This window comes from Haloferax sp. S1W (genome assembly GCF_044593955.1).
GTDB lineage: Archaea > Halobacteriota > Halobacteria > Halobacteriales > Haloferacaceae > Haloferax.
In genome coordinates, this window is sequence record NZ_CP172595.1 from 828,064 (window position 1) to 852,696 (window position 24,633).

Below are 24,633 nucleotides of genomic sequence, written 5' to 3' on the forward strand. Positions count from 1 at the left end.
GGTTGTTTTATAATGTATGTTGCGGAAGTGGCGGCCATGAGCCGCGAGTCTGATGGGGGCGTCTCAGTCTCGGACGGCGAGGTAGCTGTCGAAAAGACCTTCGCCGCCGACGAGTTCCCTGTCCCAGCAATCAAGTTTGTTGTCTCTTCTTCCCTCGACGAACAGACTCGGATTCGGATTATCGACCGAATCCCGGAGTCGTTCCCGATGGAGAGCGTGGGCTTCCACCCCGAGTACGAAAGCGAGAATTGGACCGCCTACAAGGACAACCGCGTCGAGTACGAGCGAACGCTCGAACCGGACGAGGAAGTTGTGACGGTCTACGGTATCAGGCTCACAGACGGCCAGAGCCCCGAGGAGTTCCTCGAAGAACCGACGCTCGAACGCATCCCGGTCGACGGCGGCATCGACCCGGGTGACATCGACGACATCCTCGGTGAAGACCGAAGCCAACTCGTCCGCGACGTACTCGCCGGGAACCGCAGTCCGCGCGACGAGGAGGGTCCGTCCGTGGCTGTCGGTGACGATGCGGCAGATGCCGAGGACGCATCGGCAGGTGACGTGAGTGTGTCGGCCGACCCTGCCGGGGGCGTTCCGTCCGACGACGAGTTAGCGGCCGCGTTCGAAGACGACGATTCCGACGTGGACGACTCGGCAGCAGAAGACGCCGCAGCAGAGACTACCGAGGCGGACGCCGCGACAGAGTCCGTAGAGGCGGACGCCGCGGCCGAGACCGCAGGCGGAGGTATCGCGGCAGAACCCACGGACGCAGACGCCGACGCCGACGAGTCAGCAGTCGAAGCGTCCGCGGCCGAATCGGAAGGCCCGGTCCAAGCAGCGGCGGTCGAGGTTCCGGCACCCGACGCGGAAGTCCTCGACGACACAGACTCGGAGTCGAGCACGGACGCGGAGTCAGGCACAGACGCAGTGGACGAATCCACCGACGTGACCAAACACGTCGACGAACCCGGCGTGGGAACGCCCATCGAAGACGATGCGGCCGAGGCTGAATCTCCCGCCGCCGACAGTGATTCGGATGCTTCCGCGACCGACCCGTCCGCGGTAGCCGCGGCATCCGCGGGTGGTCTCGCGGCGGCCCTCGCCGACGAAATTCGCTCGGGGTCGGTCGACGATTCAGACCTCGACGTGCTGCGCGATGCGCTCGATATCGAGACCCGGCGGAGTACGGATGTTCGCATCCGCCGTCTCCAATCCCAGATGCAGGACCTCGCGGCGTACTCCGACGCGCTCGAAACCTTCATCAACGAGGAAGGAACCGGCGAGGAACTCATTTCGGAGTTCCGGTCCGAGATTGACGACTTCCGCAAGGATATCGAGGCGCTCGACACGATGGTCGACGACGCCGTCGAGACAGTCGACGACACCGCTTCGCGTCTCGACTCGGCCGAAGAGACGCTGGCGGCCGTCGACGACCGAAGCGACCGACTCGAACTCCGCGTCGACGACGTGGAGGCCCACGTGGACGACAACGCAGAACGACTCTCCGCGCAGTCCGACCGGGTCGAGGCCGTCGACGAACAACTCGAAGACTTCGATGGGAGACTCGAATCCGCGACGAACAACATCGACGCGGGTGCCGCGCGCCTCGACTCTCTCGAAGAGACCGTCTCGGAACACGACGAGTCGTTCGACGAAATCGACGCCCGTCTCGGCGAACTCACAGACCGCTTCGATGGGGTTGCCGACCGCATCGAGAGCGTCGAGTCCGATGCCGAGGCGGCGACCCAGACCGTATCGAGTCTCGACGACGAAATCGGCGAGATTCGAGAGGACATCGCCTCGCTCGACGGCGACGTGGTCGAAGTCCGCAACGCGGTGGAAGACCGTCTCGCCGACCTCGAAGCGAGCATCCAGGATGTCTCGGTGGAAGAGGAACTCGAACCGCTCCGTGACGAAATCGACGAGCTAAACGACACGGTCGCCGAACTGGAAACCTTCCGCGACCGCCTCGCGGGTGCCTTCGGAACTGGCATGGGCGGTGGAAACGGTGGCGGCGGTGGCGGCGACAACGGCGGCAACGGCGACAGCGAAGCATAATCGCCTGACGACGGCGACGTTTTTGCTTGGCCCCTACGTTTTCCCGAAGCGCAACCTGTTTAGCGGCCCGCCACAACCATCGGATGATGACAGAGACGGTGCGCGTCGCCGTTCCGCGGAAGGGACGCCCCCTCGAAGCGGTACTCGAACGATTCGCTACGGCCGCCGACTTCGCCGAGGTTGCCGACGAGATAACCTCGACCCTCAGGTTCGAGAAATCCGTTACGAAGGGGCATTCACATCCCGACCAGAACGTCTACGAGCGACTCGCCGCCTACAGTGACCTCGACGCGGCGACCGCACCGGAATACACGCTCCTCCGCGACGACCGCGAGGGGATGCCCCGTCGAATCGTCTTCGACAGCGTCACCCTCGAAACCGACGGCGTGGAGATTCACCTCGTCGGGCGCGAAGAACCCTTCCGGGCGCTTCGCACCCACGAATTCGCACTCGGCTTCGACAGTGCCGACCTCGTCCTCGAAGAGGTCGTCCAACTGCAACCCGACGGCCTCGGGAGCATCGAGGACGTAAACGCCCGTATTGACCCGATGGACACCGACGTTCGCGTCGTCTCGGGACTCGGCGATACAGTGTACCACACGCTCATGGCCGACCCCGAGATTCTCCCGCCGGGGGCCGACCTCGACCGGGATTTCGTCGCCGACTACGCGGGCGACCTGTGTATCTCGCCGCGCTACGAGCGACTGGTCGAAGCCGTCCTCGGGACGCGCTGTCTCGACGACGTGATGTTCGCGTACCCCAACGACGGCCCCGAAGAAGAGGCCGCAATCGCAGACACAGGTCTCGGCGTCTATCTCACGATGACCGGGTCGACCGCCCGCGAACACGGACTCGTCCTCGGCGAACACCTCTTCCCGAGCGAGACGGTGCTCATGGAGAACGTCGCCGAGACACCGCCGGGCGCGGACGTGGTGAAAAACACCATCGCGACGGCGGAGTTAGAGACCGAGCTTCGGGTCTGACGCCGATACTCGGTTTTTCGATACCGCACTCACTTCACTGACAGCGATGTTCTCACACAGCAGAATGTGTAGCTGTATTGATGGTTGCGGAGTGGTAACTAGGGACATATGGACTTCGACGAATTCACCGGTCAGGTGACGCACCGACTCGAACTTCCCGGAACCGGCCAGTCCGTGCGGGCGATTCGCGCGACGCTGATGACGCTCGGCCAGCGAATCCAGAAGGACGAGGCGAAGGACCTGGCGAGTTCGCTCCCGATGGAAGTCGACTGGTATCTGACGGGAGCAGTCGCTGAACACGGCGAGCGGTTCGACTGGCACGAGTTCATCACCCGCGTCAGTGAAATCGAGGGCGTCGACCTGCCGACGGCGGCGTACCACGCGCGGGTCATCGTGGACCTCGTCAATAGTCTCGTCCCCGAGTCAGAGATTCAGCAGGTTCGCAACCAACTTCCGGAAGACGAAGACGCGGAGAACTGGGGTCAACTCTTCACCCTCGTCGATTCCGGCGGCTGGGGTGACGCACAGGAATCCCAGACCGGCGGCGGCCCGCAACCGACCGATGAGGGCGACGCGAGCGCCTAACTCCTCGTCACTCCGAGTTCATACACGCCATCATCGTCGAAATCGTCGCCGATTTCACGCCGCCGGATTTCTCCAACGAGAACGTCGTCGTCGAGGCGTTGCAGTCGAACATCGACTCTTCGATGGCTGCGGTCTCTTTTTCCTCGGTGTCGAGGCGCTTCACGCGGGCGGAGAGCGCGCGCTGTTCTGTGACGACCACGTCGAATCGGGCGTCGGATTCGAGGCGGTAGTGCCCCGCATACGCGGTCCGCCCGTCGTCGGTCTCTAGTGCCAACTCGACGAGCGTCGTCTCGTCGGTCGGGTTGCTGACAGACACGGAGTGCGGGCGCATTTGCGACTCGTTCGAGAGCGACCCGTCGCCGACGGACACCGACGGCGCATCGTCTGCGCTGACTATCGGGTCGACACAGGCCATCCGGGTCGATGCACCGGACACGGCGATATCGTCGCCGTCGGGCGAGAACGCGGTCCACGACTGGTTACAGTCGAAGTCGTCCGGCGAGAGCGATTTCGTCGCGGTGGCATCGCTCTGGGTGTCGGTCACGGTTACGTCGTAGTCGGCCGGGAGGCGGAGGACGACGGTGACTTCGGCGTCCGGAGCCAGCTTGTACGTTCCGGCGTGGGGGTGGGCGAGGGTGGGCGTGACTTCGATTCGTGCGACCCACGGACTGTCGGTTGTGTTCGTGAGTCGAAGCCGGTGGGGCGTCACGCCGAGGCCATCGTCCGGTTTCGACCCGACAACGGCGGTCACTTGCTCGCCCGCATCGACTGCGACAGAGTCGTCCGGGGTGTCTGGTTCGTCTGTCGTAGGCGACGTGTCTGTCTGTTCGCCACCGGCGTCGTCGCCGCTGTCGGCGCTGGCCAGACAGCCCGTGAGCGTCGTCGTGAGTCCGATTCCGACCGTGGAGAGGAAGGCTCTTCGTTGCACAGTATCCCCGACGGACTACCGTACCATCTCCCTATGGCTGACTCAAACGCGCCTTTGAGTCCACATCACGGCGAGGCTCGTCGCGAGGACGAGCGCCGAGCCGACTGCGAGAACGAGGAGGCCCGGCCCATCGAGATACGCTGAGAGGAACGTGGGTTGGGTCGGAGTAACTTCGACGCGGACCGCCTGTACCGGCGGTTGTTGCGACATCCAGACCGCCTGCACGGCGAGACTTGCGACGGCCGTCACGCCGAGGCCGCCGACGAGTGTCCGAAGCCCTGTAGAAAGTCGGGGTTTCGTCTGCTCCGCACCAGCGAACAGGACGACTGCGGTGTTCGTTGGCCCGTAGACGGTCATTTCGCGCCCCTGTGCGGAGAGCCACGTCGTCACCGCCTCGACCAGGTCGGCATCTTCGAGACGGTCGAGGTGGTAGCTGATAGTCTGGAGGGTCGTGTCGAGTTCGGACGCCAACTCTGAGGCCGGTCGTGGCTCTTCGTAGATTGTTGCGAGGATACGCCTCGCCGTCGCGGACGAAAGCGCCGACAGGATGTCGTCGGCGGCGGGGTCGTCGAGCGCGACGAGAAGCGGGTCAATCTCCCGGTCGTGAACCGATTCGGCAGTGGGTTTGAGCGGCAATAGGGAACTCACGGTCTCGCGCCACCTTCTCGCTCGGCAAATAAAGGGGTACCCAAGAGTCAAATGGTCGTTGTAGTTCCCCGGGAAATACGCTGTGGCGTATCTCTTAGCCAGTTTCGGGCGTATTACTTTCATGAGCGTCGTTCCCGGCGAAGCCGCGACACAAACAGCTCTCGACGTGGCCACCACCCGAGAAGAGTTGGCCTCACGGCCGGGTTTGGGAGCGTGAGTCTCCGACTGTTCTTCGAGCAGAGTGGCTGAGTTGCTCGCCGCTGCAACGGATGCTCAGAGAGACTTAAAAAAGTGGATGCAGACGCTCACTCGACGATGAACTGGCTGGCTATCTCCAGAATCTCGTCCATCGACTTCGCCTCGTCGAAGGCAGCGGGGAACGGGTTGTCGCCGTTGAGGAGGTTGAGGTACGAGGCGTGGCGGGCCTCGACCGTAGCAACGGTCGCGCCTGCCGTCTGTAAGTCGGGACTCTCGATGAGGTCGAGTGCGCCGGTGTAGGCCATCACGCCCGTGTTTTCGAGCGCCTGCGCCGTGGCGAGGAATTTCGAGGGGTCACCGGAGACCATGGTGCCGAAGTCGTATTCAGCGGGGGAGACGGGGTCGCCACCCAGCGTCGTGATGACGGTTTCGAGCACGTCCACGTGCGTCGACTCGTGTTCACCGATGTCTGTGAGACGGTCGTAGGCCGTCTTTCGAATCTCGTCGCCGAAGGCCGACAGCGTGTCGCTGTTCTCGATGGTTTCTTCGCTGTAGAAGCCACCGAGGGATTCGAGGTTCTGCTTGTAGAACTGGTCTTCGAGGTGTTCGAGGGTGAGTGCGTAGTTCAGGATGTCCACGTCGGTTCCGGCAACGTCCTGAGTTCTGCCCTTGCCACCGTTCTTCGGACCGCCTCTTCCTTTGTGTTCGTCCGCCGCCGCCATCCCGGAGAGACCGAACGCGCCGAGGCCAGCGGCCGCGGTACTGGCGAGGAACGCCCGTCGGGGCGTAACCTGTGTTTGGAGGGTTTCCAGCGCCTGGTCGAATGCTGTTTTCTTGTCGTCGTTCATGCGGGGTCATGCGCCGAAGCGCAACTGGATGTGCGTCTGACTACAAAAAGAGAATTTCCCGAACTCTCACCCAAATCCGCCCTCAGTTCTACATCGTGACTGTGTGTGCGTGGATAATTTCACTCTGTCAATATCGTCTTCCTCTGGTTCGGACCCGTATTGGGCGGCGAGTCAGCTGCAACAGCTGAGCCCGCGCGTTTGAGCCGACGATACAGCTGGTTTGACGAAGTGTAAGGGGTACTCGACCCCCGGCCGTCTGTCGACGAACTTTCTGGACAGAGAGTGACGCGTCTAGCTCACGTCGAGTACTCTGATTCGCTGATAAACCGGCAGGTCGACGCTCTCGAACTCGTTCGCTTCGTTCGACGGGGATTCGCGATAGTAGAGCGTATCGTTGAAGACGCCAGTGCTACCTCCCGAATAAGACTGGGTGGTGCTGGTGGAACTGCTGCCGTCTGTTTGCTCCTTCGAGGTCGCCTTTGCTCCGTCGGTTCCGTTTCGGTCCTGTTCGCTTACCTTCGCAAGCGCTTCGCCGATTTCCTCGTCGGAAGAGGCATCTGAACTACCGCTTTCGGATGTGCTGAAGAAGCCGCCACCGCCTCGCCCGACAGGATTGTCACTACTGGCAAGGAAGAGGTTGTTACGTGTCGTCGACCCACCGAGGGCGAAGTGGCCGACTCGGTAGTCGGCGATGACAGAGTCCTCGAGGGTAGTGTGGCTCCACTCGGTCCAGACTGCTGAGTGGCCGTTGTTGTACGCCGTCAGTCCCTCGATACTGTGTTCGGGAGCAATCGGGAAATCGGGGGCTTGCTCGATACCGTCCGGGAATAACTGGAAGAACACGCCGAATCCGCGGGCAAGGTTCTTGTACCGGAGTGTTGAGTCCGTCGAGTACGTGTGGGCTGTGTTGTCTCGGAAGGTAATGTCGATGTCATCCACATTCACCTCGAAACCGCCGCGACCATCGTAGAAGAAGCCGTTGGCGAGGTATCCACCTGCGGCGTGGTTGCCCTCCAATACGTTGTTCGGGTTCGAAATCCAGAAGGCGGCCGGTCGGAAGTCATTTTGTTCGTTCGTACTCCCGTCGGCACTGGCTCTCCCACCGAAGGGCCGGTCTCCTCTGGGAACGCGCCGGTTGAAGACCACGAGGTTCTCCCGAAACAGGTTGTTCTGTTCGGCTTCGATACCTTCTTCGACGAGGAAGCAGTGGCCGTTGATGTCGTACCCAACGTTTCGTTCGTAGGTCACGTTCCCCGTACCGTGGCTGTTGAAGCCGCGTTGGTAGCTGTCGTGGACGCTGTTGTTCGAGATGTACGAGTCTGGCTGTTCGTGGGCGTGATGGAAGTGCAGCGGATAACGTGCCTTGCGGCCGGTCTGGCCAGCGTGGTAGATTTCCATCCCTTCGATTTGGACTTGTTTGGGGTCCTTGGCGAAGATGCCGTGTGCACCGAATCCGGTTTCGTATTCGAGGCTGGTGTCTCCTTTCGTCGGGTTGGTGTACGTCTCGTCACCACCGGGATTCGAAACCTCGTTGTCGCCTCGCATGACGATATTGCGAGTCAACAGGCCGACTTCGGCACGGATGTCGACGGTTCGTCCATCGACCTTCTGGGTCTCCCCGAAGTGGTCGTGGTCCAGCCCCGAGTTGAGTTCGACAGTGTCGCCATCGACTGATTCTATCGTGCGCCGTTCGGCTTCTGTGGGGTCGGTCCCACTCGGCGCGAGTACGATTTCGTCTCCTGCTTCCCAGTTGACTGTCTCTTCGAGTTGGATTCGACTGTCGCCTGCGTTGGCGGTGGCCCCGAGTTGTGTCCAATCGGTTTTCTCGCGAGATGCACCGTGAATGTCGATAATCCCGCCGTCGAAGGTACCGAGAAGCTTCGTACCGATGGCCATCACGCCACTGCCCCTGATACTCTCGTCCGTCTCCGTTCCAGTTAACGTGATGACGGCCTTGCTTTGGAAGGGGTCGCTCTCGGTTCCAATCCGAAGCATCCCATCGCCCTCGGCCAGAACGTAATCACTCGTGAGTTCTCTGTATGCTCCGTCCTTGAACTCCAGCACTCCTTGAACCGTGACGCCGCTCAGGTTCGGCGTGTTCTGGTCGAGGACCACGTGCTTGTCCGGGCCAATCGTCACTTCGTCCCCGGCACTTGGGGTCGAACCACCCCACGTCTCCGGCTCTGACCACATCTCGGGCGTCGGTCCGTCTGACGAGGCTGCCCCGCTTGTGCCCATGACCGTACTCGTTGCGAGTACAGCGGTCGTCCCCTGGAGGAAACGACGTCGGTTGAACTGTTTTCTTGCGTTGCTCGCTTTTTCTTGGTTAGAATCCTGTTGCACAACCTTCATATTTGGGGGGTTAAAATTAAGACTTTCTTATTAGATATTTAATATTTCTGGCGACACTATTGGATTCTCTGTCTTTTCGCTGGAGAATCTACTGACGGACAGAAGGAGGGGAAGAATGGAAAATGCGTGAAGTCAGCCCACAACCATTGTGTATAGCGACATACGATTCATGTGTCGCCCCCTAGACGAGGTATTCACTATTTATAGTAGTGAATATGTGTTCGATTCGTACGTTTCACGCACTCTATCGCCCCAATTGTGGGTGTACGTGTCGATGATGTCGCCGCCAACGTCGCCGCGGAGGTATTTGACGATACCTCGGTCACCGGTCCTGTCGCGGAGGTGTGTCGTGAAGAAGTGTCGGAAGTAGTGCGGCGTGACGTTCTCTTCTCGGTCACCGCCTTTGCGGTACCAGCCAGCGTCGGTGGCGTGCGAGGTAACGATATGATGGACTGCATCGGGTGCCAGTCTCTGTCCCCACCCGGAGGCGGTACCAAGGAACAGCGGTTCAGCAGACGAGGTCGTATCCGGACGAATCGCAAGCCAGCGCAACAACACCGTCTCTAACTCGTCGTCGACGGGAACGACAGTCGAACGCTTTCGTTTGTTCGAGGCGGTTCGAACCTCTCCGTTCGAGGTGGTTCCGACGCTCGGTTCCGCCGAGACGTATATCGACGGGCCGCGGCCATCGAGTGCTGCCCGGGTCGATACATCAGCGAGGGGTTCATCGACTGAAAGCGAGATGTCGCGTAAGTCGAGGTTGCAGAGTTCGCCGACACGCATCCCCGTCTTGAGGAGCGTCACTACCAGTGCGTGGTCGAGTGGATGCCGTATCTGGTGGACAAACCCCCGCATTTCGGGAACCGAAACCTCCCTTCGGGCGGGATTCGTGTCGATTCGCTCGTCCATCTCTTCGACGACGAGGCTCATCGGGTTCGAGTCGAAGATACCGATTTGGGCCATGTAGGCGTAGAATCGGTGGAGATAGGACGCGTACGTGGCGACTGTACTGGGCGCAACGTCCCGATTTCGAAGGGTGTGAACCCACGCCATACAGTCGCGGTGGCTTGCGTCTTCGACCGGCGTCGCACTTCCGGTTGGGTTCTGCGACGGATTCCCGAGGAACGATTCGAATTCGCGGAGGACTCGCTCGTAGGCGTCGCGGGTTCGGTCGGACTTCCCGTGGTAGGTCATATCTTGGAGGAAGTACCCGACAGCGTCCTCGACTTCAGCCGGTTGCTCAGCGGCCATCGTCCTCCGCGAGCGTGTACCCGCCATGGCGACCACTGTACACAACTCTCCCCGACGATTGGAGTTCCTGAAGGGTCGATTCGAGTCGGTCTTCGATGTTCTCTGTGAGCGTCGAGACCAGGTCGTCCCACGACTGGTACGACTCGGTCGCTAACGCATCGATGACGCGGTCCGAGAGGGCACCATTATTCCGACTTCCTTCCTCATGATTTGAATCGCCATTCTGGAGGGCAGTCTTCGCCCCGTCAACCCCGGGGGTTGTGCCCGCTTCATCGCCTCTCACGGGAACGTCGAAATTCGCCCGACCAGCCTGTACCATGGTTCTGACAAATTCACTCTGACTCATCCCGAGTTGGTCGGCGTGTTCCTTCCAGATGTCCTTCTGGTGTGACGGTACATAGGTTTGGACCGTCGCTCGGTCGCCCTCGTCGCTCATACTCGGGTCGACTCCGGGGGCGATATTCAATTTACCGGCACTATCACGAATAAGGGACTTTATCTGAATCTGTGCCAGTTAATTTGGCGTCGATAATTCGGAATATCCTGAATAGTGCTACTGCCAAAATCGGTATCTAATTGCACTATTCAGGATAATTGAATCTCTTCGAAACTGCTGATTTCGCGGGTTTCGAGGGGATTTGTGAATTTGGCTGGATAGTGTCGGAACCAAAAGGACAGAAGTGTGCAGATGGGCTCTCAGAAATGGAACACATATCTAATTTTAGATGGTAGTTCACCCGGCGTTTACCCTTGGGGTTGCTGTGGGAGAGTTGCTATACACGGGGTTCGTTATTCCATAATATCCAACTCTGAATTATTATATGTCTGGTCTGGCTACGCTACGTTTCTATCTTGTATCTGTTCAAAACCAGACTGAATAGAATTCTCTAACTTTCACATAACGTTATATTAATTTCTACATTCATATTATTGGATTCAAATGCCCGAAAAACACAGGAATTATTCATTCCTGACACAACATAATTCAACTAATTATTCTGAAGTTTTTAAATAAGGGAACCATCTCTCGGAGATGCTATTTATACTGGATAGCTAGAAGTGAAATAATGGTTGCCCTTCTTCGTTACTCTGCTACTGATGTTGTGTGATTGAAATACAGGATCGGGTAGAGTAATCTGCTTATTTATCCTCTATAAAGTTATTCTAATTTAATCTCAATTAACACAATATTTTCTGTGTTTGTGACGTCCATAGTGGCACGAATTTAGCCCCCGTGCTACATCGTCGAGGAGTGACCGGGGGCCGAACCATCAGTTTCGTCGTGGTCTTTCTGCCATCTCCACCCAAGAACGCCGGCGCTGACGAGAAGGAGCCCACCGGCGAGTAGCAAAAACGGCTCTGCACCGAGTACGACCTTGGTCACTCCACCATCGTGGGTCGGAACTTCGGTGTAGAGGCCCGGCCGTTCGGTCCAATGGAGCATCGCCCGAAGGGGGTAAAACAGGACGATGCCACCTGTGACCACGGGGAGCACGGCGAGATATCGTCGCCAGAGTGCGCCGACTGCACCGATAGCCCCGAGCGCGCTCACCTGTCTCAACAACCGTTCTTCGTGATTAAGCCGTTCTCCCCACCCTGTCGTTATCGACCCGTCGTACATCGGCGCGACGGTGAGGGCTTCTTGTGTGATTCCGAACGCGACGGCCCCGAAGCCAGCGAGGGCGAGGCCAACTACCGCGAGGTTCTGTCGCCGCATACACCATAATTATCTGACTATTTGGATAACTCTCATGGTAGATTCTTCTAGCACACCACCGGTACTCCGGTGAAAAGCCGTGCTGTCGCTTTGAAGTTGGGTGTCCACCCCCGGTTCGTGGTTCTCGTCCCACGAGCACGGCCTCGCTTTGTGCGTCGGTTTCTCGGGATGATAGCGTGCGCTCTCGGCCGCTAAACGGTACGCCCGAAGCCTTTCACTATCTCTCGATGAACTGTCTCTCAGGCGGCGTCTGCGACGCCTCTGGGTCGGTGTGGGACAACGGTTGGAAACTCCAGAAGCTCCGCTCGGCTAGTTGACGCATGTAACTGAGCAGCGAGACAGGACGGCTGCGTCGAAAACTCCTGAGTTGTATTCTAGAGCGCTGTCTATGAAGATTTTAGGCGATTTACGTTTTTGCTGTGGTATCTCTCGGTGTTCGTCGGCTGACTCGTAAACCCTATTCCGCTATATACAACCGCGTCCTGGGGAGCCATGACACCGACTACCATGCCAAAACGACGACCCGAGGTGAATCGAGAGACAGGTCTTTGCCCTCGAATCCACCGAACAGACGCACCTCGTCGAAACCAGCGCGCTCGCACATCTCTCGTAGTTCGACCGGGGCATAGATTCGAGGTTCGAACTCCAACGTATCGAGATACCTGTACTTGGACCCCTCGTCCGCAAACACGTCCACCGTGGTCTCGAACCGTCCCGTTCTCAGATTGAACTGCTTCCGCTCGGCGTGGAGTTTGTCGTCCACCTCTCGAACGCTTGATGAGCCGTAGTTCTGCACGACGAACTCCTTGTTGCTCATCTCGATTGCGACGGTCCCATTTTCGGAACAGAGGCGCTGCATCTCCGAGAGAATCTCTACGTCAGTCTCTTTGTCGTAGTATCCGAGCGAGTTCCAGAAGTTGGTGACGAGGTCGAACGACCCGTCGAAACTGGCCAAGTTCCGCATGTCGTGGACGTGGAACCCGACTCGGTCGGTAACCCCTGCTGCTCCGGCGTGTTCCCGCGCTCGCTCGACGAACTCCTCGGAGAAGTCCACCCCCAACGGCTTCACACCCCTCGTCGGCGAATGCCAGAACGTGCCTCCCGACGCCGCATGGAACGTCCAAGACACGGGCTGGAGTCCCCCCTCTGCGGTCTTCGACAAGCCGAAGTAGCTGTCCGGCCTCGTCTCTCGCTTCGTCGAATCGCCGCTCCAATTGCTCTGCGAACAGCTCCGCGGTTTCGAGATAGAGTTGCTCTGTCCAGTGTATCATCGAGTAACTATATCCACATTACTTGAGACTTGCATAAATGTGAGGTCGATGACTCGTTTCGGCACCCTCGGTACTGTGGCGTGTCTAATGAGTGGTGTGCTCACATTGAACATATTATGTGCACCACGACCGTTCATGCACGTATGAACGTTGAGCGGACACACCACTCTCGCCTTCGTCGCCGGTCCCAAAATGAGTGAAGCGACCGACGGCACGCCGTCAGAACCGTCACAGTTCGTCATTCCGCTGGGCGCGCCTGCTGCCAAGCAACTGTTTCTGACCGGGGGGAAGGGGGCCAACCTCGCCCGTCTCGTCGAAGCAGGGTTTCGAGTTCCAGCGGGGTTCTGTGTGACAACAGTTGCGTACGAGACGTTTGTCGACGACCCGGAGCTTCAGCAGGCGATACGAACACTCGACGAGTTGGACCCGGCTGAAGCCGACCGAATCGCAGCGACAAGTGAAACCGTGCGGTCGAAACTGCAAGCCCGTGCGCTTCCGGGCCCGGTCCGTGAGGCAATCGCGTCCGAACTCGAACGAGTCGGGGCCAATTCCTACGCCGTCCGGTCGAGCGCAACCGCCGAAGACCTGCCGACGGCGTCGTTCGCGGGGATGCACGACACGTTCCTCGGGGTGAGTGGACAGTCAGCCGTCCTCGACAGGGTCCGCGAGTGCGTGGCCAGTCTCTTTACCGAACGGGCTGTCTCGTATCGCCTCCGAAACAACGTTTCGAGCGCCGAAGTCGCGATGGCAGTCGTCGTACAGGAGATGGTTGACTCGGAAGCCGCTGGCGTGCTCTTTACTGCCGACCCGGTGTCCGGCAACCGCAACGTGGCGTCGGTCGACGCCAACTACGGACTCGGAGATACCGTCGTCGCTGGAGATGTGTCGCCCGACAGCGCGCGAATCGACCGCCGAACGGGGGAGGTCTTGGAATACGAAGTCGGCGACAAGACGCACGTCCTCCGCGAAGGGTCGCAAACGGCGGGGACGGAACTGGTCGGTCTCGACCCGGAGCAACGAACTGGTCGTGTGCTGTCGAATGCCGACCTGCGTGAACTGACCAGCCTCGGTGAAGCGGTCGAAGCGGTACTTGGTGTCCCACAGGATATCGAGTGGGCGCTCGTCGACGACGAGTTCGTCCTGCTCCAGTCGCGTCCTATCACGTCTCTGTTTCCGATTCCGACGCCGACACCGGACGACGACCTGTTGCACGTCTACTTCAGCGTCGGCCATCAACAGGCGATGCCCGAGGCGCTCCCACCGCTCGTCGTAGAGTGGTGGCGGGAGACGCTGGAGACGCTCACACGAGAGATTCGACTGACCGGAACGGCGGACCCGTTTGCGGTCGAAGCCGGACACCGCGTGTACACCGACCTGACGCCGATTCTCCGCATCACCCCGTTGCGAAGGATGGTACCCACCGGTCTCAGTGCCGTGAGCGAACCGGCGGCGGAATCACTCACAACCCTGCTCAAGCGGCGACAGGGATTGGTACCCGAACGACGTGGTCTCGATAGACTGCGGAGTATTGCGGGGGTCCCTCGCCGATTGTTTCCACTCCTCGCCTCCGCGGTGCCGAAAGCGGCAGCCACGCTTATTCGGACGTTCTTCGCTGGCCCTCCGACTCCCGAGTCCGTCCGCGACCGAATTGAAGCGAAAGGCGAGCAGATGGCTGCCCGCGTTCGACGACCCGAATCCACTCAAAAACGGGTCAGAGCCGCGTTCGACGGAACGATTATCGAATCGTTCTTCGGTGAAATCGTTCCGAAGGTAATGCCGCTTTTGTTCGCGGCCGTCATCTCGTCGAAGGCGCTCGAACGGCTGGTTCCGAACGCGACCGACGACATCGACGCGATTAGCAAGGGGTTCGACCACGAAGTGGTCACACAGATGAACCAGCGGTTGGGCGACCTCGCCGACGTTGCCCGGACCCACCCGGCGGTCAGCGAGGCGGTCCAAAATGAGGCGTCGCTATCGGAACTCGAACGGGTCGAATGCGGGGCCGCGTTCGGGGCCGAATTCGACGAGTTCCTCGACGAGTTTGGCCACCGCGCGACCAACGAAATCGACCTCAGCCGCCCGCGGTGGCGAGACGACCCCGAACCGCTACTGCGAACCGTCCGAAGTACCATCGCACAGCGCGAACCGGGGGCACACCGCGACCACCTCGAACGATTGAAGCGTGAAGCCGACGCAGCAGCGTCTCGCCTCGAAGCGCGCGCCGGGCGGGGCCGACTCGGACGCGTGAGGCGACCACTCGTCCGGCGACTCATCGAAGTCTACCGCGGTGGGATCCAACTCCGAGAGTACCCTAAACAGGGCGTTTCCCACTTCTTCGCGGCCGTCCACGACGTGATATCCGACGCGGGCGAATCACTCGCGGCTGATGGGCAGTTGGACGACTCCGGCGACGTGTGGTTCCTCCGGAAGAACGAGTTACTCGCCGCCATCGACGGCGAACCGCTCACAGACGTGGATATCGGTGCCCGTCGAAGAACCTTCGAGCGACACGCCGCGATGACCGCACCACCAGTCCTCACCAGCGAAGGGGAAACGCCGACGGGAGCGAGTGATACCACGCGGTCTCAGTACGTGCTTACGGGGACGCCAGTGTCGGCAGGCGTCGTCGAGGGGACGGTGCGCGTGATTCGCGACCCCACAGAAGAGTCGCTCGATGCGGGCGACATTCTCGTTGCACCCGCGACCGACCCGGGATGGACGCCGCTGTTTCTCAACGCGGGCGGACTCGTCATGGAAGTTGGCGGCCGAATGACACACGGCGCACTGGTCGCTCGCGAGTACGGAATCCCGGCCGTGGCCTCCGTCTCGAACGCGACAAACGAACTCCGCACGGGAGAACGGATTCGCCTCGACGGCGGACAGGGAACTGTCGAACGTCTTGATAGAGATGAGAAAGGTAGAAAAGAGTGATTCCACCCACCCGCTCGGCTACTCGCTCGCTTCCACACTGGATTGCGAGCTGTGGGCTGGCTCACCCGCGCTCGCCGGTTCGACCGGTCGGTCGGGCCGCTGCCGCTCGCGCAGGACATCGTTCAGTTCGTACTCGCTGAACGTAATTGCCCCACAGACGATGCATTCCTCCGGCGGCGTCGAGGATGCGGTCCCATGAACGACACCACAGTGCCGACAGATGTGCAGGTAATTTCTGTCACCCATCTCTTCGAGACAATTGTTACCAAGGGGCATGGTTATGAGTCGTGAAACCTGCTGAAAGCTCAGTTTAATCTGTCTTTCGCACACGCTCGTTCGTCACACTTCGACCGGTTCGATGAGTTCCCGTCCGTCGTTTGCCGGGCTATTAACCCGTGTCGAGACGGGGTAGACCGTTATATCGTCGTCGGGGTGGGTATCGAGGAGCGAAGCGACTTCGTTCGGTTCGCCGTGGAGCCACGTCGATTCTTCCTCGGGGGCGAGGACGACGGCCATCCGGTTGTGCAGGTCCGAGATGAGGTCGTTTGGTTCGGTCGTGACGACGGTGAACGTCTCCAGTGGCTCTTGCTCACGAGACGGCCCGCCCCCACCGAAATCACCGAGTCCGGTTTGTTTCGTCTTCGGCGCCCACCGTTCCCACAACCCCGCCATCGCAAACGGGCGGTCGTCCTCGAAGGCGACGCGATACGGTTGCTTGGCACCGCCGCGGTCGACCCATTCGTAGAAGCCATCGGCGGGGACGAGACAGCGTCTCGATTCGTACGCGTCGGCGAAACTCCGCTTTCGGGCGACCGTCTCGGCGCGGGCGTTGATTCGGTCGTTGCCGACGCTGGCGCTGTCGGCCCACGACGGCACGAGACCCCACTTCAGGAAGCGAAACTCGTCGGGAGCCTCGTTCGTGACCACGGGGAGTTCCTGACCGGGTGCGCAGTTGTACCGGGGTTCCATCGGTCGCGTCGGCGTCGCGCCGAATCGCTCGCGGAGGTCTTCGGGCGGGGTAAACAGCGTATACCGGCCACACATGCAACTGAATTGGCACTGTGCAGATAAAACGCCGACGGCAGTCGGCACCGCTGGCGTGTGCGGCGACCGGTGCTGGCCCACGACGACGGATTTAGGGTTGCCACCGCCTCCACCTCTGTATATGCGAATCGAGAACAGTTTCATTCCCGTCCGTGGTGTGGGTCCGCAGACGGAGCGAAACCTGTGGGCATCGGGAGTCACCCACTGGGACGCGTTCGACCCCTCGCTCGTCGGCGGGAAGACAGCCGACCGAATCGAGTCGTACGTCGCCGAGGCTGCCGAGCACCTCGACGACGGTAACTCGCACTTCTTCGACGACTCGTTTCCGTCGGGCGAGCGCTGGCGACTCTACGAGAACTTCCGCGACGAAACGTGCTTTTTCGACATCGAAACCACCGGGCTGTCGCCCGAGCGCGACGAGGTAACGACCGTTTCCTTCTATCAGGGCGGCGAGACGACGACGCTCGTCAGCGGCGACACCCTGACGGCCGACGCGCTCCGCGAGCAGTTCGTGGACGCGAAACTCATCGCGACGTTCAACGGAGCCAGATTCGACGTTCCGTTCCTCGAAACCTCGTTCGACCTCTCTGTGGACGTTCCGCACATCGACCTCATGTACCCGTGCAAGAAGCTCGATTTGACGGGCGGGTTGAAACAAATCGAGCAGGACGTGGGCATCGACCGGGACCGGCCGGACATCTCCGGCCGCGACGCGGTTCGCCTCTGGCGGGAGTACGAACGCGGCGACGACGACGCCCTCGACACGCTCGTCTCGTACAACCGCGAGGACACCGTGAATCTCGAACGGCTCATGGAGACGGTGACCGGCCGTCTGCACGAACGGGTCTGTGACGGTCTGGATACCGACTTCGCATAAGGCGGCACCCCAAACGACTCCTCGTGACTCGGCAACGGAACCACCCGCCTTTTTCATCCCCGGAAGCGACGCGCCGCACATGGCCGACGACTCCGAGGCCGACGCCGACGCGACGCTCGATGGAGAGATGGATAACCCGACAGACGACGAGTCGGACGATTCGACCGCCGAGGCCGAGAACCTCGAAAACGGCCAGCAGGTGGCCGTTGGGGACGAAGGCCAACACGCGCATGGTGACGAGACGGTTCCGCACGTGGAACTCGAACTGTACGAACTCTCTGTCCGCGTTAGCGGGCAGTCCACGGACGGTCTCGACGAGGTAGAAGAGTCGGCGACCCGCCTCATGGACGTTCTCATCGACCACGCCAGAAAGCTCGAAGACAAACCCGACACGCGCGGCCTGGGGTAAGATAGTTTGGCGAGTTGCCACGGTTTTGGCAAACCTAAACGCTCAAGAGCGGCGGTCGACAACCCCGCGCAATGAGTTCCTACACCTTCGACGACCTCGCGGTCGTGATGGGTACCTACAACGAGGAGCAGGCTATCGGGTCGGTCCTCGCGGATATCGACCGCATCACCGACGGACGGGCGGAAGTCGTCTGCGTCGATGGGTCCGACGACCGCACGCCGGAGATTGCCCGAAAGATGGGCGCACGGGTCATCGAACAGGAGCCGCAGGGCTACGGCGTCGCGGTCGAAGCGGCGGTCCTCGCCCCTGACCGACCGGTCGTCGTCACGACCGACTGCGACGACACGTATCCGATGGAGTACCTGCCGAAGTTTCTCGACCTCATCAACGACGGGTACGACGTCGTCTCCGGCGACCGAATCTCGAAGGGTGCCGAGACGATGCCGACGCTCAACCGCTTCGGGAACATGGCCTTCGCCCGTATCGCAAGTACCCTGATGGGTGCGACCGTCCACGACACGACCACGGGTATGCGGGCGTACCGGCGCGAACTCCTCCACGACATCGACTGGACGGAGAACACGGGGCTGTCGGCCGAACTCCTCATCCGCCCGACCATGCGGGGCTACGACATCGCCGAAGTCCCCATTCCGTACCGCGAACGCGCCGGGGAGACCAAACTCGACCCCTTCGCTGGCGGTGCAGCTATCGCAAAATCCATCGTGAAGGTTTGTCTGGAAGAGCGGATTCGCTGGTAGACGGGTGGAAACGGCGCTCTGTCGCCGCTTTGTCGGTCGTGCATCCAGTTACCTAACCGCATGGTGTTCATGCGTCGGTCGAACGAACGTCTCCTATGGACCGACGCCGCTTCATCGTCGCACTCGGAGGTGTAACTGCGCTTTCCGGCTGTCTGGAAGGGGGTCCACCGACCGCGGAGGGGAACCCAGACGACTCACCGGACAGTACCGAAGGGGCCGCCGACGGCGGCGCATCGACTCCCTCGCGGGCATCGACGTTCGACCTGCCGATTCCAAAAGACGAACTCCACCGAGGGGCACCGAAAGACGCCATTCCGGCTATCACCGCACCCGTCTTTTCTGACGACTGGTCTGGATTCGACGAGGTGAACGTTACGCTCGAAGACTCCTTCGAGGTGGTCGGCGTCGAAATCGACGGTATCGCGCGGGCCTACCCACTGGCCATCCTCAACTGGCACGAAATCGTCAACGATACCTTCGACGGGCGGCCGGTCGTGGTCACGTACTGCCCACTTTGCGGGAGCGCCGTCACGGCCGACAGACTCGTCGAGGGCGAACCCACGTACTTCGGCGTCTCGGGATATCTCTGGATGTCCGACCTCGTGATGTACGACGACCGGACGGAGTCGCTGTGGAGTCAGGTGCTCGCCACTGCCATCCGAGGTGAACAGACGGGGGAGACGCTTTCGCTCATCCCCTCGACTATCTCGACGTGGGGTGAGTGGAAGGCGTCGCATCCGGAGACGGAGGTGCTCGTCCCGCCGCCAGTTTCCGGGACGATTCGAGGGCGACAGACCCGAAGGTACGGCGTCAACCCCTACAGCGGCTACCAGCAGTCCGGCGCTATCGGCATCGGATTCAACGACGAAGTCGACGAGCGATTGCACCCCAAGACCTCCGTCATCGGGGTCACATCCGGCGGTATCGCGCGCGCCTACACGCTGTCTACCGTCAACGCTGCGGGCGTCGTCAACGACGAAGTCGGCGACCTTCCGGTCGTCGTCGCATCGTCGAAAGACGGGACGCTCGTTGCCTACGTCCGCCGGGTCGATGGCGAAGTCGTCGAGTTCGAGCGCGACGGCCGCGACCTCAAAGCGGCCGGGTCGCGCTGGGGCCTCCTCACCGGGCGCGCACTCGACGGCCCGCACGAGGGGACCGTACTCACGCGCGCGAACGACCGCTCACCGATGTTCTGGTTCGCGTGGGCCGACTTCAATCCGGAGACGGAGATTTACGGCCGATAGCACCCTCTGGGGGCCCGAATCCCCGGGGACACGAGGGCGTCCCCCGGGTGGCACCATTTGACAAGAGACTTATCCCCGCATCTGTCACCTGTGCGCTACAGTGTCTTCGCAATCACGTGCCCTCCTCGTGTTTCTCCTTCTGATTGGAACACTCGGAACCGTCGCCTCCTACGGATGGGCGTACGACTCGCACCTCGGCCAGCATACCGTTGCGGTCAAATTCGAACCGGCCGAGCCGACGCCCGAGTCCGGGGTCGGTACACTAGACGACCTCCCACCGGAAGCAGCTGAAGCGGTCCGAACCGGCGTCAAAGACGGCTCTGTCACCGTCTACAGGGACGACCGAGACGAGGTAGCTGATGCTCTCGAATCGCTCCCGGGATACGTCAGCGTCGATGGCGAGACCTACCAAGTCTTCCAAGTCGTCGACGAGAATATGACGCTCATCGGACCGCTCCCGCAACTCACAGCCTTGTTCCTCTCGCTTGGTGTCCTCGGCACCGCAGTCGCCGCCTTCCGAAACGGGGCGCTCAAACCGCTTTCAGCCACCGCCTCGATGACGATTCCGGGAGTGGCGCTCGCCATCGATGTCGCCGTCACGCTCGCCGATTCGATGTTGACGTTCTCCGGCGGTGCCGACCTTCCGGTGGTTCCGGCCGCGACCGGGTTCGTGGTCGTCGGCGTCGCTGCACGGAAGCGCGACTGGCCACTTGCGGTCGGTGGTACCGCCGCCGTCTTGGTCGCCGCGCAGTTCGCGTCCGTCCTCGGCGGAACCTCCCTCGGTCCGCTCGGGTCGCTCGTCCCCGGCATCCCGCTGTTTGCACTCGGATTCGTGTTAGGTGGCGGACGCCCGAACGACGTGAACGCGGGTGCGAACCCGTCGGCAGTGGCGTCCGAGTAGTTGCGGGGTCGTTGCGAACGGCGACTTCCAGTTACGGAGTCACGGGACTTACGACGACTTCAGGATGTCGCGGACGCGACGCGGTTCACCGTTGAGTGCGGGGTGTTTCTCGACGATTTTCAGCACCTCGTGGTCGGTCACGTCGGGGTACGACTTCCCGATGGCCTCCTCGATGAGGGACTTTTCGAGTCGGAACTCGGTCCCGTCGTAGACAACGTCGACGCCGTCCTCGTCGAAGGAAAGAACCGTCATAGCTGTTCATCGACGCCACGGATATTTAAACGCACGCCGTTGGACCGAAAACCGAGTGCCAGCGTCGCGTCAGACACGCGTCTTGCGGACGGTTTAATATCGACCACGTGGTGGTTCGGAGCGTGTCACTGGGCACAGACCCACTCGAAGCACTCGAAGTCCCCGACGGGACGACGGTCGAGGAACACGACCTCGTAACCGACGGCGACGTGGTTGTCGGGGGACAGAGTACTGTCGAGTTCGGCGTTCGCGGACGGAACGTCCTGGCTGGCGAGCGCGTCACGTTCGGCGGCGACATCGAAGCGGAGGGCGACTGCCGTCTCGACCTCATGAGTGACGTGTCCGGAAACGTTCTCGTCGGCAAGGACGCCTACCTCGGCGAGCGCGTTCACATCGGCGGTCGACTCATGGTCTCCGGCGACCTCGACATCGGCGACGACGTTGACATCGAAGAAGGGTTCGAGGCGAACGGCTGGATTGTCATCCGCAACCCCGTTCCGACGCTCGTCTTCTACTTCATCATCCTCTCGCAACTCCTCCGACTCGGCGAAGACGATGCCGCGGGCGAACTCGCGGAGGCACTCAGCGGCGAGTCGTTGGCCGACCCGCTCGTCATCCCGCGAAATGCCACGGTTTCAGACGACGCGTGGCGCGTCTCGACGCCCGCCTTCATCGGGTCTGACTGTCGCATTCACGGGAACATGCGCGCCCGCGAAATCACCTTTGGCTCCGACAACAACGTCTTCGGGAGCCTCCGCGCCCGCGACGACATCGTCGTCGGGTCGGGAACGCGAATCCACGGTGACGTGACGACCCGAAACGGCGAAGTCCGCATCGAAGAGGGTGCTCGCGTCCTCGGTGACGTGTCCTGCCGTGACCTCGTTCTCGAAGAAGACGCCCTCGTCGATGGCACGATGCGCGCACGCGGCGAGATGCGCATCCACCGCGAGAACCTGTCGCGGGACATCGAGTAATCGACTCTCACTGGCGACCTGCCGACCCTCACTGACGAGACAGTTGAACAAATCACTCTTTGTGTCAACCCAATCGTTAACCCTCGACATGGCGACTGTCGAGTATGGACAGACGATTGAAGCTTCTCTCTGTCGCCCTCCTCGTCGTTCTCGCCGGGTGTACCGGCGCGTCCAGTGGTGGAGGTGGCGACGCCGCAACTGCCGAGCGTATGACCCTCGACGCGGGCAGCGGTGGCGCGCCCGAAGACGAGCAGGCCACCGACGGAGACCAACTTGCACAGCTTCAGAACCGGAAAATCATCAAGACCGGGCAGGTTCGGTTGACCGTCGACGAGTTCAACACGTCACGCGACGCGCTCGAATCGACTGCTGAATCCTACGGCGGGTTCGTTAGCGATTCGAGAGAGCGGGTCAACCGCCGCGGCGGCGAGACGTACCGCTCCGGCGAACTCGTCGTGCGAGTCCCCTCCGAGAACTTCTCAGCGTTCATCTCCGAGGTGAAGACCCACGGGCAGGTCGAACACGTCGAGACGAATTCGCAGGACGTGACCGACCAACTGGTCGATATCGAAGCGCGACTCGACAATCTCCGTGCGCAGCGTGACCGCCTCCGTGACCTCTACGAGTCTGCGAACACGACCGAGGACGTACTCGCCGTCGAGGAGCGCCTCACCGAGGTACAGACCGAAATCGAGCGCCTCGAAGCGAAGCAGGCGTCGCTGGAAAACAGAGTCGCACTCTCGACGGTTCGTATCTCGCTGTCCGAAGAACCGCCAAGTCCCGCACAGTGGTACGACGTGCCCGTCTTGCAGGCGTTCTTCGAGTCCGTCGATGGTGTCTTCGTGACGCTCAGAGCGATGGTCGTCGCCCTCGCGTACGTCCTGCCGTACCTCGTCGTCTTCGGGGGCATCCTGACGATTCTGGGCGGTGGTGCGGTCGTCGCTGGTCGCACCGCGCTCAGGCGACTGTCGTAACGCCCACCTTCACGACAACCCCGGGTTTTCCCGGCTAGTCCTTTTCAGCATCGGCACCGTTCGTACAGCCATGCTCTCTCTCGCTTTAGCCGGTAAGCCAAACGCCGGGAAGTCGACCTTCTACACTGCGGCGACGCTCGCAGACGTTGACGTGGCGAACTATCCGTTTACGACCATCGACGCGAACCGCGGGGTGACGCACGCTCGAACCCAGTGTCCCTGTCTCGAACTGGACGAGCGGTGCGGCAACTGCGAGGACGGAATTCGGTACGTTCCGGTCGAACTCGTGGACGTGGCGGGGCTCGTCCCCGGCGCGCACGAGGGTCGCGGCCTCGGCAACCAGTTTCTCGACCAACTGACAAACGCCGACGCTATTGTGAACATCGTCGACGCCTCCGGCGGAACGAACGCCGAGGGTGAACCCGTCGAAGTTGGCACCTTCGACCCGGTCGAAGAGGTCGATTTCATCGAGGAAGAACTCGAACAGTGGCTTGCGGGTATCGTCCACAAGAACTGGGAGACCGTGGTCCGAAAGTCCCGGTCTCCGGACTTCGACCTCGACGACGCGCTCACGGACCTTCTCACCGGCGTCGGTGCCAGCGAGTACGATATCGCGGCGGTGCTTCGGGACCTCGAATATCCGCCGAACCCACGCGAGTGGACCGATGACGACCGACTTCGGCTTGCCCGCGCGATTCGCCAGCGGACCAAGCCCATCATCCTCGTCGCCAACAAGATGGACATCGCGCCCACGGAGAACCTCGAACGACTCGCGGAGACCGGAAAGCCCGTCATCCCCGCCACTGCCGACGGTGAACTCGCGCTTCGTCGGGCGACGGAAGCCGGTATCGTCGCCTACAACCCCGGCGACGAGGACTTCGAACTCGTCGGCGACGTGAGTACCGCACAGCGAAGCGGTCTCGAACAGATTCGAGACCTCATGGAGACCTACGGCGGCACCGGCATGCAAGCGGCCATCAACACCGCCGTCTACGAACTGCTCGACCACATCACCGTCTACCCCGTCCAGAACGAGTCGAAGTGGACCGACGGGACTGGGAACGTCCTCCCCGACGCGTTCTTGCTCCCCAGCGGGTCGACGCCGCGGGACCTCGCCTACGCCGTCCACTCCGACATCGGCGAGGGGTACCTCCACGCCGTCGATGCGAAGTCGAAACGCCGCATCGCCGAAGACCACGAACTCGGCGATGGCGACGTTATCAAAATCGTCTCGACGGCGAATTAGTTGATTATCTGCTGATAATTATTCGTTCTGTGTCCTTTGATACGGGACAGATACCCGTCCCATTCCGCACACATAAACTATATTTTGCTATACAAAATCTCCTATCCGTGTTGAGTTTCGGAGGGTGACCTGTCTTAGCGTTGTTTCGCGGGAGAACCAACGAGGGTATGAGCGTACTTCGGAT

23 protein-coding genes are annotated in these 24,633 nt (G+C 61.0%); 12 read left to right on the forward strand and 11 right to left on the reverse strand.

Features of this window, described 5'->3' with window-relative positions; all coding sequences use genetic code 11:
* Positions 1–36: 36 nt before the first annotated feature.
* The 3 genes from ACH9L7_RS04420 (at position 37) to ACH9L7_RS04430 (ending at position 3,626) form a co-directional block, all read left to right on the forward strand.
* Positions 37–2,058: a hypothetical protein gene (locus ACH9L7_RS04420; protein ID WP_396612525.1), complete on the forward strand. Its 2,022-nt coding sequence runs from the start codon at positions 37–39 to the stop codon at positions 2,056–2,058.
* An 86-nt stretch (positions 2,059–2,144) separates the two neighbouring features.
* Entirely contained in the window at positions 2,145–3,041 is an 897-nt protein-coding gene (locus ACH9L7_RS04425; RefSeq protein WP_396612526.1) for a hypothetical protein, read from the forward strand.
* A gap of 108 nt (positions 3,042–3,149) precedes the next feature.
* Positions 3,150–3,626, forward strand: a complete 477-nt coding sequence (locus tag ACH9L7_RS04430; protein ID WP_396612527.1) for a DUF2267 domain-containing protein — start codon at positions 3,150–3,152, stop codon at positions 3,624–3,626.
* Positions 3,627–3,633: 7 nt separating this feature from the next.
* On the opposite strand, the gene ACH9L7_RS04435 is transcribed toward ACH9L7_RS04430, so the two are convergent.
* The 8 genes from ACH9L7_RS04435 to ACH9L7_RS04470 form a co-directional block, all read right to left on the reverse strand.
* Complete coding sequence (locus tag ACH9L7_RS04435) at positions 3,634–4,554, reverse strand: hypothetical protein (RefSeq protein WP_396612528.1); 921 nt, start codon at positions 4,552–4,554, stop codon at positions 3,634–3,636.
* Between the two features lie 42 nt (positions 4,555–4,596).
* Positions 4,597–5,202, reverse strand: coding sequence for an ArsR/SmtB family transcription factor (locus ACH9L7_RS04440; RefSeq protein WP_396612529.1), 606 nt, complete (start codon positions 5,200–5,202; stop codon positions 4,597–4,599).
* Positions 5,203–5,507: 305 nt separating this feature from the next.
* Entirely contained in the window at positions 5,508–6,248 is a 741-nt protein-coding gene (locus ACH9L7_RS04445; protein WP_396612530.1) for a ferritin-like domain-containing protein, read from the reverse strand.
* 291 nt (positions 6,249–6,539) lie between these two features.
* Positions 6,540–8,486 (reverse strand): G8 domain-containing protein, encoded by a 1,947-nt coding sequence (locus ACH9L7_RS04450; RefSeq protein WP_396612531.1) that lies wholly within the window; start codon positions 8,484–8,486, stop codon positions 6,540–6,542.
* Positions 8,487–8,801: 315 nt separating this feature from the next.
* On the reverse strand, positions 8,802–9,851 hold the full coding sequence (locus tag ACH9L7_RS04455) for a tyrosine-type recombinase/integrase (protein WP_396612532.1): 1,050 nt from the start codon (positions 9,849–9,851) through the stop codon (positions 8,802–8,804).
* Complete coding sequence (locus tag ACH9L7_RS04460; protein ID WP_396612533.1) at positions 9,841–10,287, reverse strand: DUF5805 domain-containing protein; 447 nt, start codon at positions 10,285–10,287, stop codon at positions 9,841–9,843. The genes ACH9L7_RS04455 and ACH9L7_RS04460 overlap by 11 nt, the downstream gene beginning before the upstream one ends.
* An 801-nt stretch (positions 10,288–11,088) precedes the next feature.
* Positions 11,089–11,568, reverse strand: coding sequence for a hypothetical protein (locus ACH9L7_RS04465; protein WP_396612534.1), 480 nt, complete (start codon positions 11,566–11,568; stop codon positions 11,089–11,091).
* Positions 11,569–12,070: 502 nt separating this feature from the next.
* Positions 12,071–12,637: a class I SAM-dependent methyltransferase gene (locus ACH9L7_RS04470; RefSeq protein WP_396612535.1), complete on the reverse strand. Its 567-nt coding sequence runs from the start codon at positions 12,635–12,637 to the stop codon at positions 12,071–12,073.
* A gap of 394 nt (positions 12,638–13,031) precedes the next feature.
* On the opposite strand from ACH9L7_RS04470, the gene ACH9L7_RS04475 reads away from it, so the two are divergent.
* Entirely contained in the window at positions 13,032–15,770 is a 2,739-nt protein-coding gene (locus tag ACH9L7_RS04475; RefSeq protein WP_396612536.1) for a PEP/pyruvate-binding domain-containing protein, read from the forward strand.
* Positions 15,771–15,788: 18 nt separating this feature from the next.
* Here the strand turns inward: ACH9L7_RS04475 and ACH9L7_RS04480 are convergent, their stop codons facing one another.
* Together ACH9L7_RS04480 and ACH9L7_RS04485 are read right to left on the reverse strand one after the other, a co-directional pair.
* Positions 15,789–16,046, reverse strand: a complete 258-nt coding sequence (locus ACH9L7_RS04480) for a hypothetical protein (protein WP_396612537.1) — start codon at positions 16,044–16,046, stop codon at positions 15,789–15,791.
* A gap of 63 nt (positions 16,047–16,109) precedes the next feature.
* Positions 16,110–16,814 (reverse strand): SOS response-associated peptidase, encoded by a 705-nt coding sequence (locus ACH9L7_RS04485; protein ID WP_396612538.1) that lies wholly within the window; start codon positions 16,812–16,814, stop codon positions 16,110–16,112.
* Between the two features lie 121 nt (positions 16,815–16,935).
* Between ACH9L7_RS04485 and ACH9L7_RS04490 the strand changes: the two genes are divergently transcribed.
* The 5 genes from ACH9L7_RS04490 to ACH9L7_RS04510 all read left to right on the forward strand — a co-directional run bounded on the left by ACH9L7_RS04490 (position 16,936) and on the right by ACH9L7_RS04510 (position 21,003).
* Entirely contained in the window at positions 16,936–17,691 is a 756-nt protein-coding gene (locus ACH9L7_RS04490; RefSeq protein ID WP_396612539.1) for a ribonuclease H-like domain-containing protein, read from the forward strand.
* Positions 17,692–17,770: 79 nt separating this feature from the next.
* On the forward strand, positions 17,771–18,100 hold the full coding sequence (locus ACH9L7_RS04495; RefSeq protein ID WP_396612540.1) for a hypothetical protein: 330 nt from the start codon (positions 17,771–17,773) through the stop codon (positions 18,098–18,100).
* A 71-nt stretch (positions 18,101–18,171) separates the two neighbouring features.
* Positions 18,172–18,858: a dolichyl-phosphate hexose transferase gene (locus tag ACH9L7_RS04500; RefSeq protein ID WP_396612541.1), complete on the forward strand. Its 687-nt coding sequence runs from the start codon at positions 18,172–18,174 to the stop codon at positions 18,856–18,858.
* 95 nt (positions 18,859–18,953) lie between these two features.
* Positions 18,954–20,102 carry a DUF3179 domain-containing protein gene (locus tag ACH9L7_RS04505; protein ID WP_396612542.1) on the forward strand — a complete coding sequence of 383 codons (1,149 nt, stop codon included), beginning with the start codon at positions 18,954–18,956 and terminating at the stop codon, positions 20,100–20,102.
* A 100-nt stretch (positions 20,103–20,202) separates the two neighbouring features.
* Positions 20,203–21,003 (forward strand): hypothetical protein, encoded by an 801-nt coding sequence (locus ACH9L7_RS04510; protein ID WP_396612543.1) that lies wholly within the window; start codon positions 20,203–20,205, stop codon positions 21,001–21,003.
* Between the two features lie 48 nt (positions 21,004–21,051).
* Here ACH9L7_RS04510 and ACH9L7_RS04515 read toward each other — a convergent pair whose 3' ends face one another.
* Positions 21,052–21,255, reverse strand: a complete 204-nt coding sequence (locus tag ACH9L7_RS04515) for a DUF5800 family protein (RefSeq protein ID WP_396612544.1) — start codon at positions 21,253–21,255, stop codon at positions 21,052–21,054.
* Between the two features lie 122 nt (positions 21,256–21,377).
* Between ACH9L7_RS04515 and ACH9L7_RS04520 the strand changes: the two genes are divergently transcribed.
* The 3 genes from ACH9L7_RS04520 (at position 21,378) to ACH9L7_RS04530 (ending at position 24,449) form a co-directional block, all read left to right on the forward strand.
* Complete coding sequence (locus ACH9L7_RS04520; protein ID WP_396612545.1) at positions 21,378–22,229, forward strand: polymer-forming cytoskeletal protein; 852 nt, start codon at positions 21,378–21,380, stop codon at positions 22,227–22,229.
* Between the two features lie 104 nt (positions 22,230–22,333).
* Positions 22,334–23,203, forward strand: coding sequence for a DUF4349 domain-containing protein (locus tag ACH9L7_RS04525; RefSeq protein ID WP_396612546.1), 870 nt, complete (start codon positions 22,334–22,336; stop codon positions 23,201–23,203).
* Between the two features lie 70 nt (positions 23,204–23,273).
* Complete coding sequence (locus ACH9L7_RS04530; RefSeq protein WP_396612547.1) at positions 23,274–24,449, forward strand: redox-regulated ATPase YchF; 1,176 nt, start codon at positions 23,274–23,276, stop codon at positions 24,447–24,449.
* Positions 24,450–24,633 lie beyond the last annotated feature (184 nt).

Coding starts and splice junctions, on each gene's coding strand:
- ACH9L7_RS04420 (WP_396612525.1), top strand. CDS start 37: ATGAGCCGCGAGTCTGATGGGGGCGTCTCAGTCTCGGACGGCGAGGTA.
- ACH9L7_RS04425 (WP_396612526.1), top strand. CDS start 2,145: ATGACAGAGACGGTGCGCGTCGCCGTTCCGCGGAAGGGACGCCCCCTC.
- ACH9L7_RS04430 (WP_396612527.1), top strand. CDS start 3,150: ATGGACTTCGACGAATTCACCGGTCAGGTGACGCACCGACTCGAACTT.
- ACH9L7_RS04445 (WP_396612530.1), bottom strand. CDS start 6,248: ATGAACGACGACAAGAAAACAGCATTCGACCAGGCGCTGGAAACCCTC.
- ACH9L7_RS04450 (WP_396612531.1), bottom strand. CDS start 8,486: ATGGGCACAAGCGGGGCAGCCTCGTCAGACGGACCGACGCCCGAGATG.
- ACH9L7_RS04455 (WP_396612532.1), bottom strand. CDS start 9,851: ATGGCCGCTGAGCAACCGGCTGAAGTCGAGGACGCTGTCGGGTACTTC.
- ACH9L7_RS04460 (WP_396612533.1), bottom strand. CDS start 10,287: ATGAGCGACGAGGGCGACCGAGCGACGGTCCAAACCTATGTACCGTCA.
- ACH9L7_RS04465 (WP_396612534.1), bottom strand. CDS start 11,568: ATGCGGCGACAGAACCTCGCGGTAGTTGGCCTCGCCCTCGCTGGCTTC.
- ACH9L7_RS04475 (WP_396612536.1), top strand. CDS start 13,032: ATGAGTGAAGCGACCGACGGCACGCCGTCAGAACCGTCACAGTTCGTC.
- ACH9L7_RS04480 (WP_396612537.1), bottom strand. CDS start 16,046: ATGCCCCTTGGTAACAATTGTCTCGAAGAGATGGGTGACAGAAATTAC.
- ACH9L7_RS04485 (WP_396612538.1), bottom strand. CDS start 16,814: ATGTGTGGCCGGTATACGCTGTTTACCCCGCCCGAAGACCTCCGCGAG.
- ACH9L7_RS04490 (WP_396612539.1), top strand. CDS start 16,936: ATGCGAATCGAGAACAGTTTCATTCCCGTCCGTGGTGTGGGTCCGCAG.
- ACH9L7_RS04495 (WP_396612540.1), top strand. CDS start 17,771: ATGGCCGACGACTCCGAGGCCGACGCCGACGCGACGCTCGATGGAGAG.
- ACH9L7_RS04500 (WP_396612541.1), top strand. CDS start 18,172: ATGAGTTCCTACACCTTCGACGACCTCGCGGTCGTGATGGGTACCTAC.
- ACH9L7_RS04505 (WP_396612542.1), top strand. CDS start 18,954: ATGGACCGACGCCGCTTCATCGTCGCACTCGGAGGTGTAACTGCGCTT.
- ACH9L7_RS04515 (WP_396612544.1), bottom strand. CDS start 21,255: ATGACGGTTCTTTCCTTCGACGAGGACGGCGTCGACGTTGTCTACGAC.
- ACH9L7_RS04525 (WP_396612546.1), top strand. CDS start 22,334: ATGGACAGACGATTGAAGCTTCTCTCTGTCGCCCTCCTCGTCGTTCTC.
- ACH9L7_RS04530 (WP_396612547.1), top strand. CDS start 23,274: ATGCTCTCTCTCGCTTTAGCCGGTAAGCCAAACGCCGGGAAGTCGACC.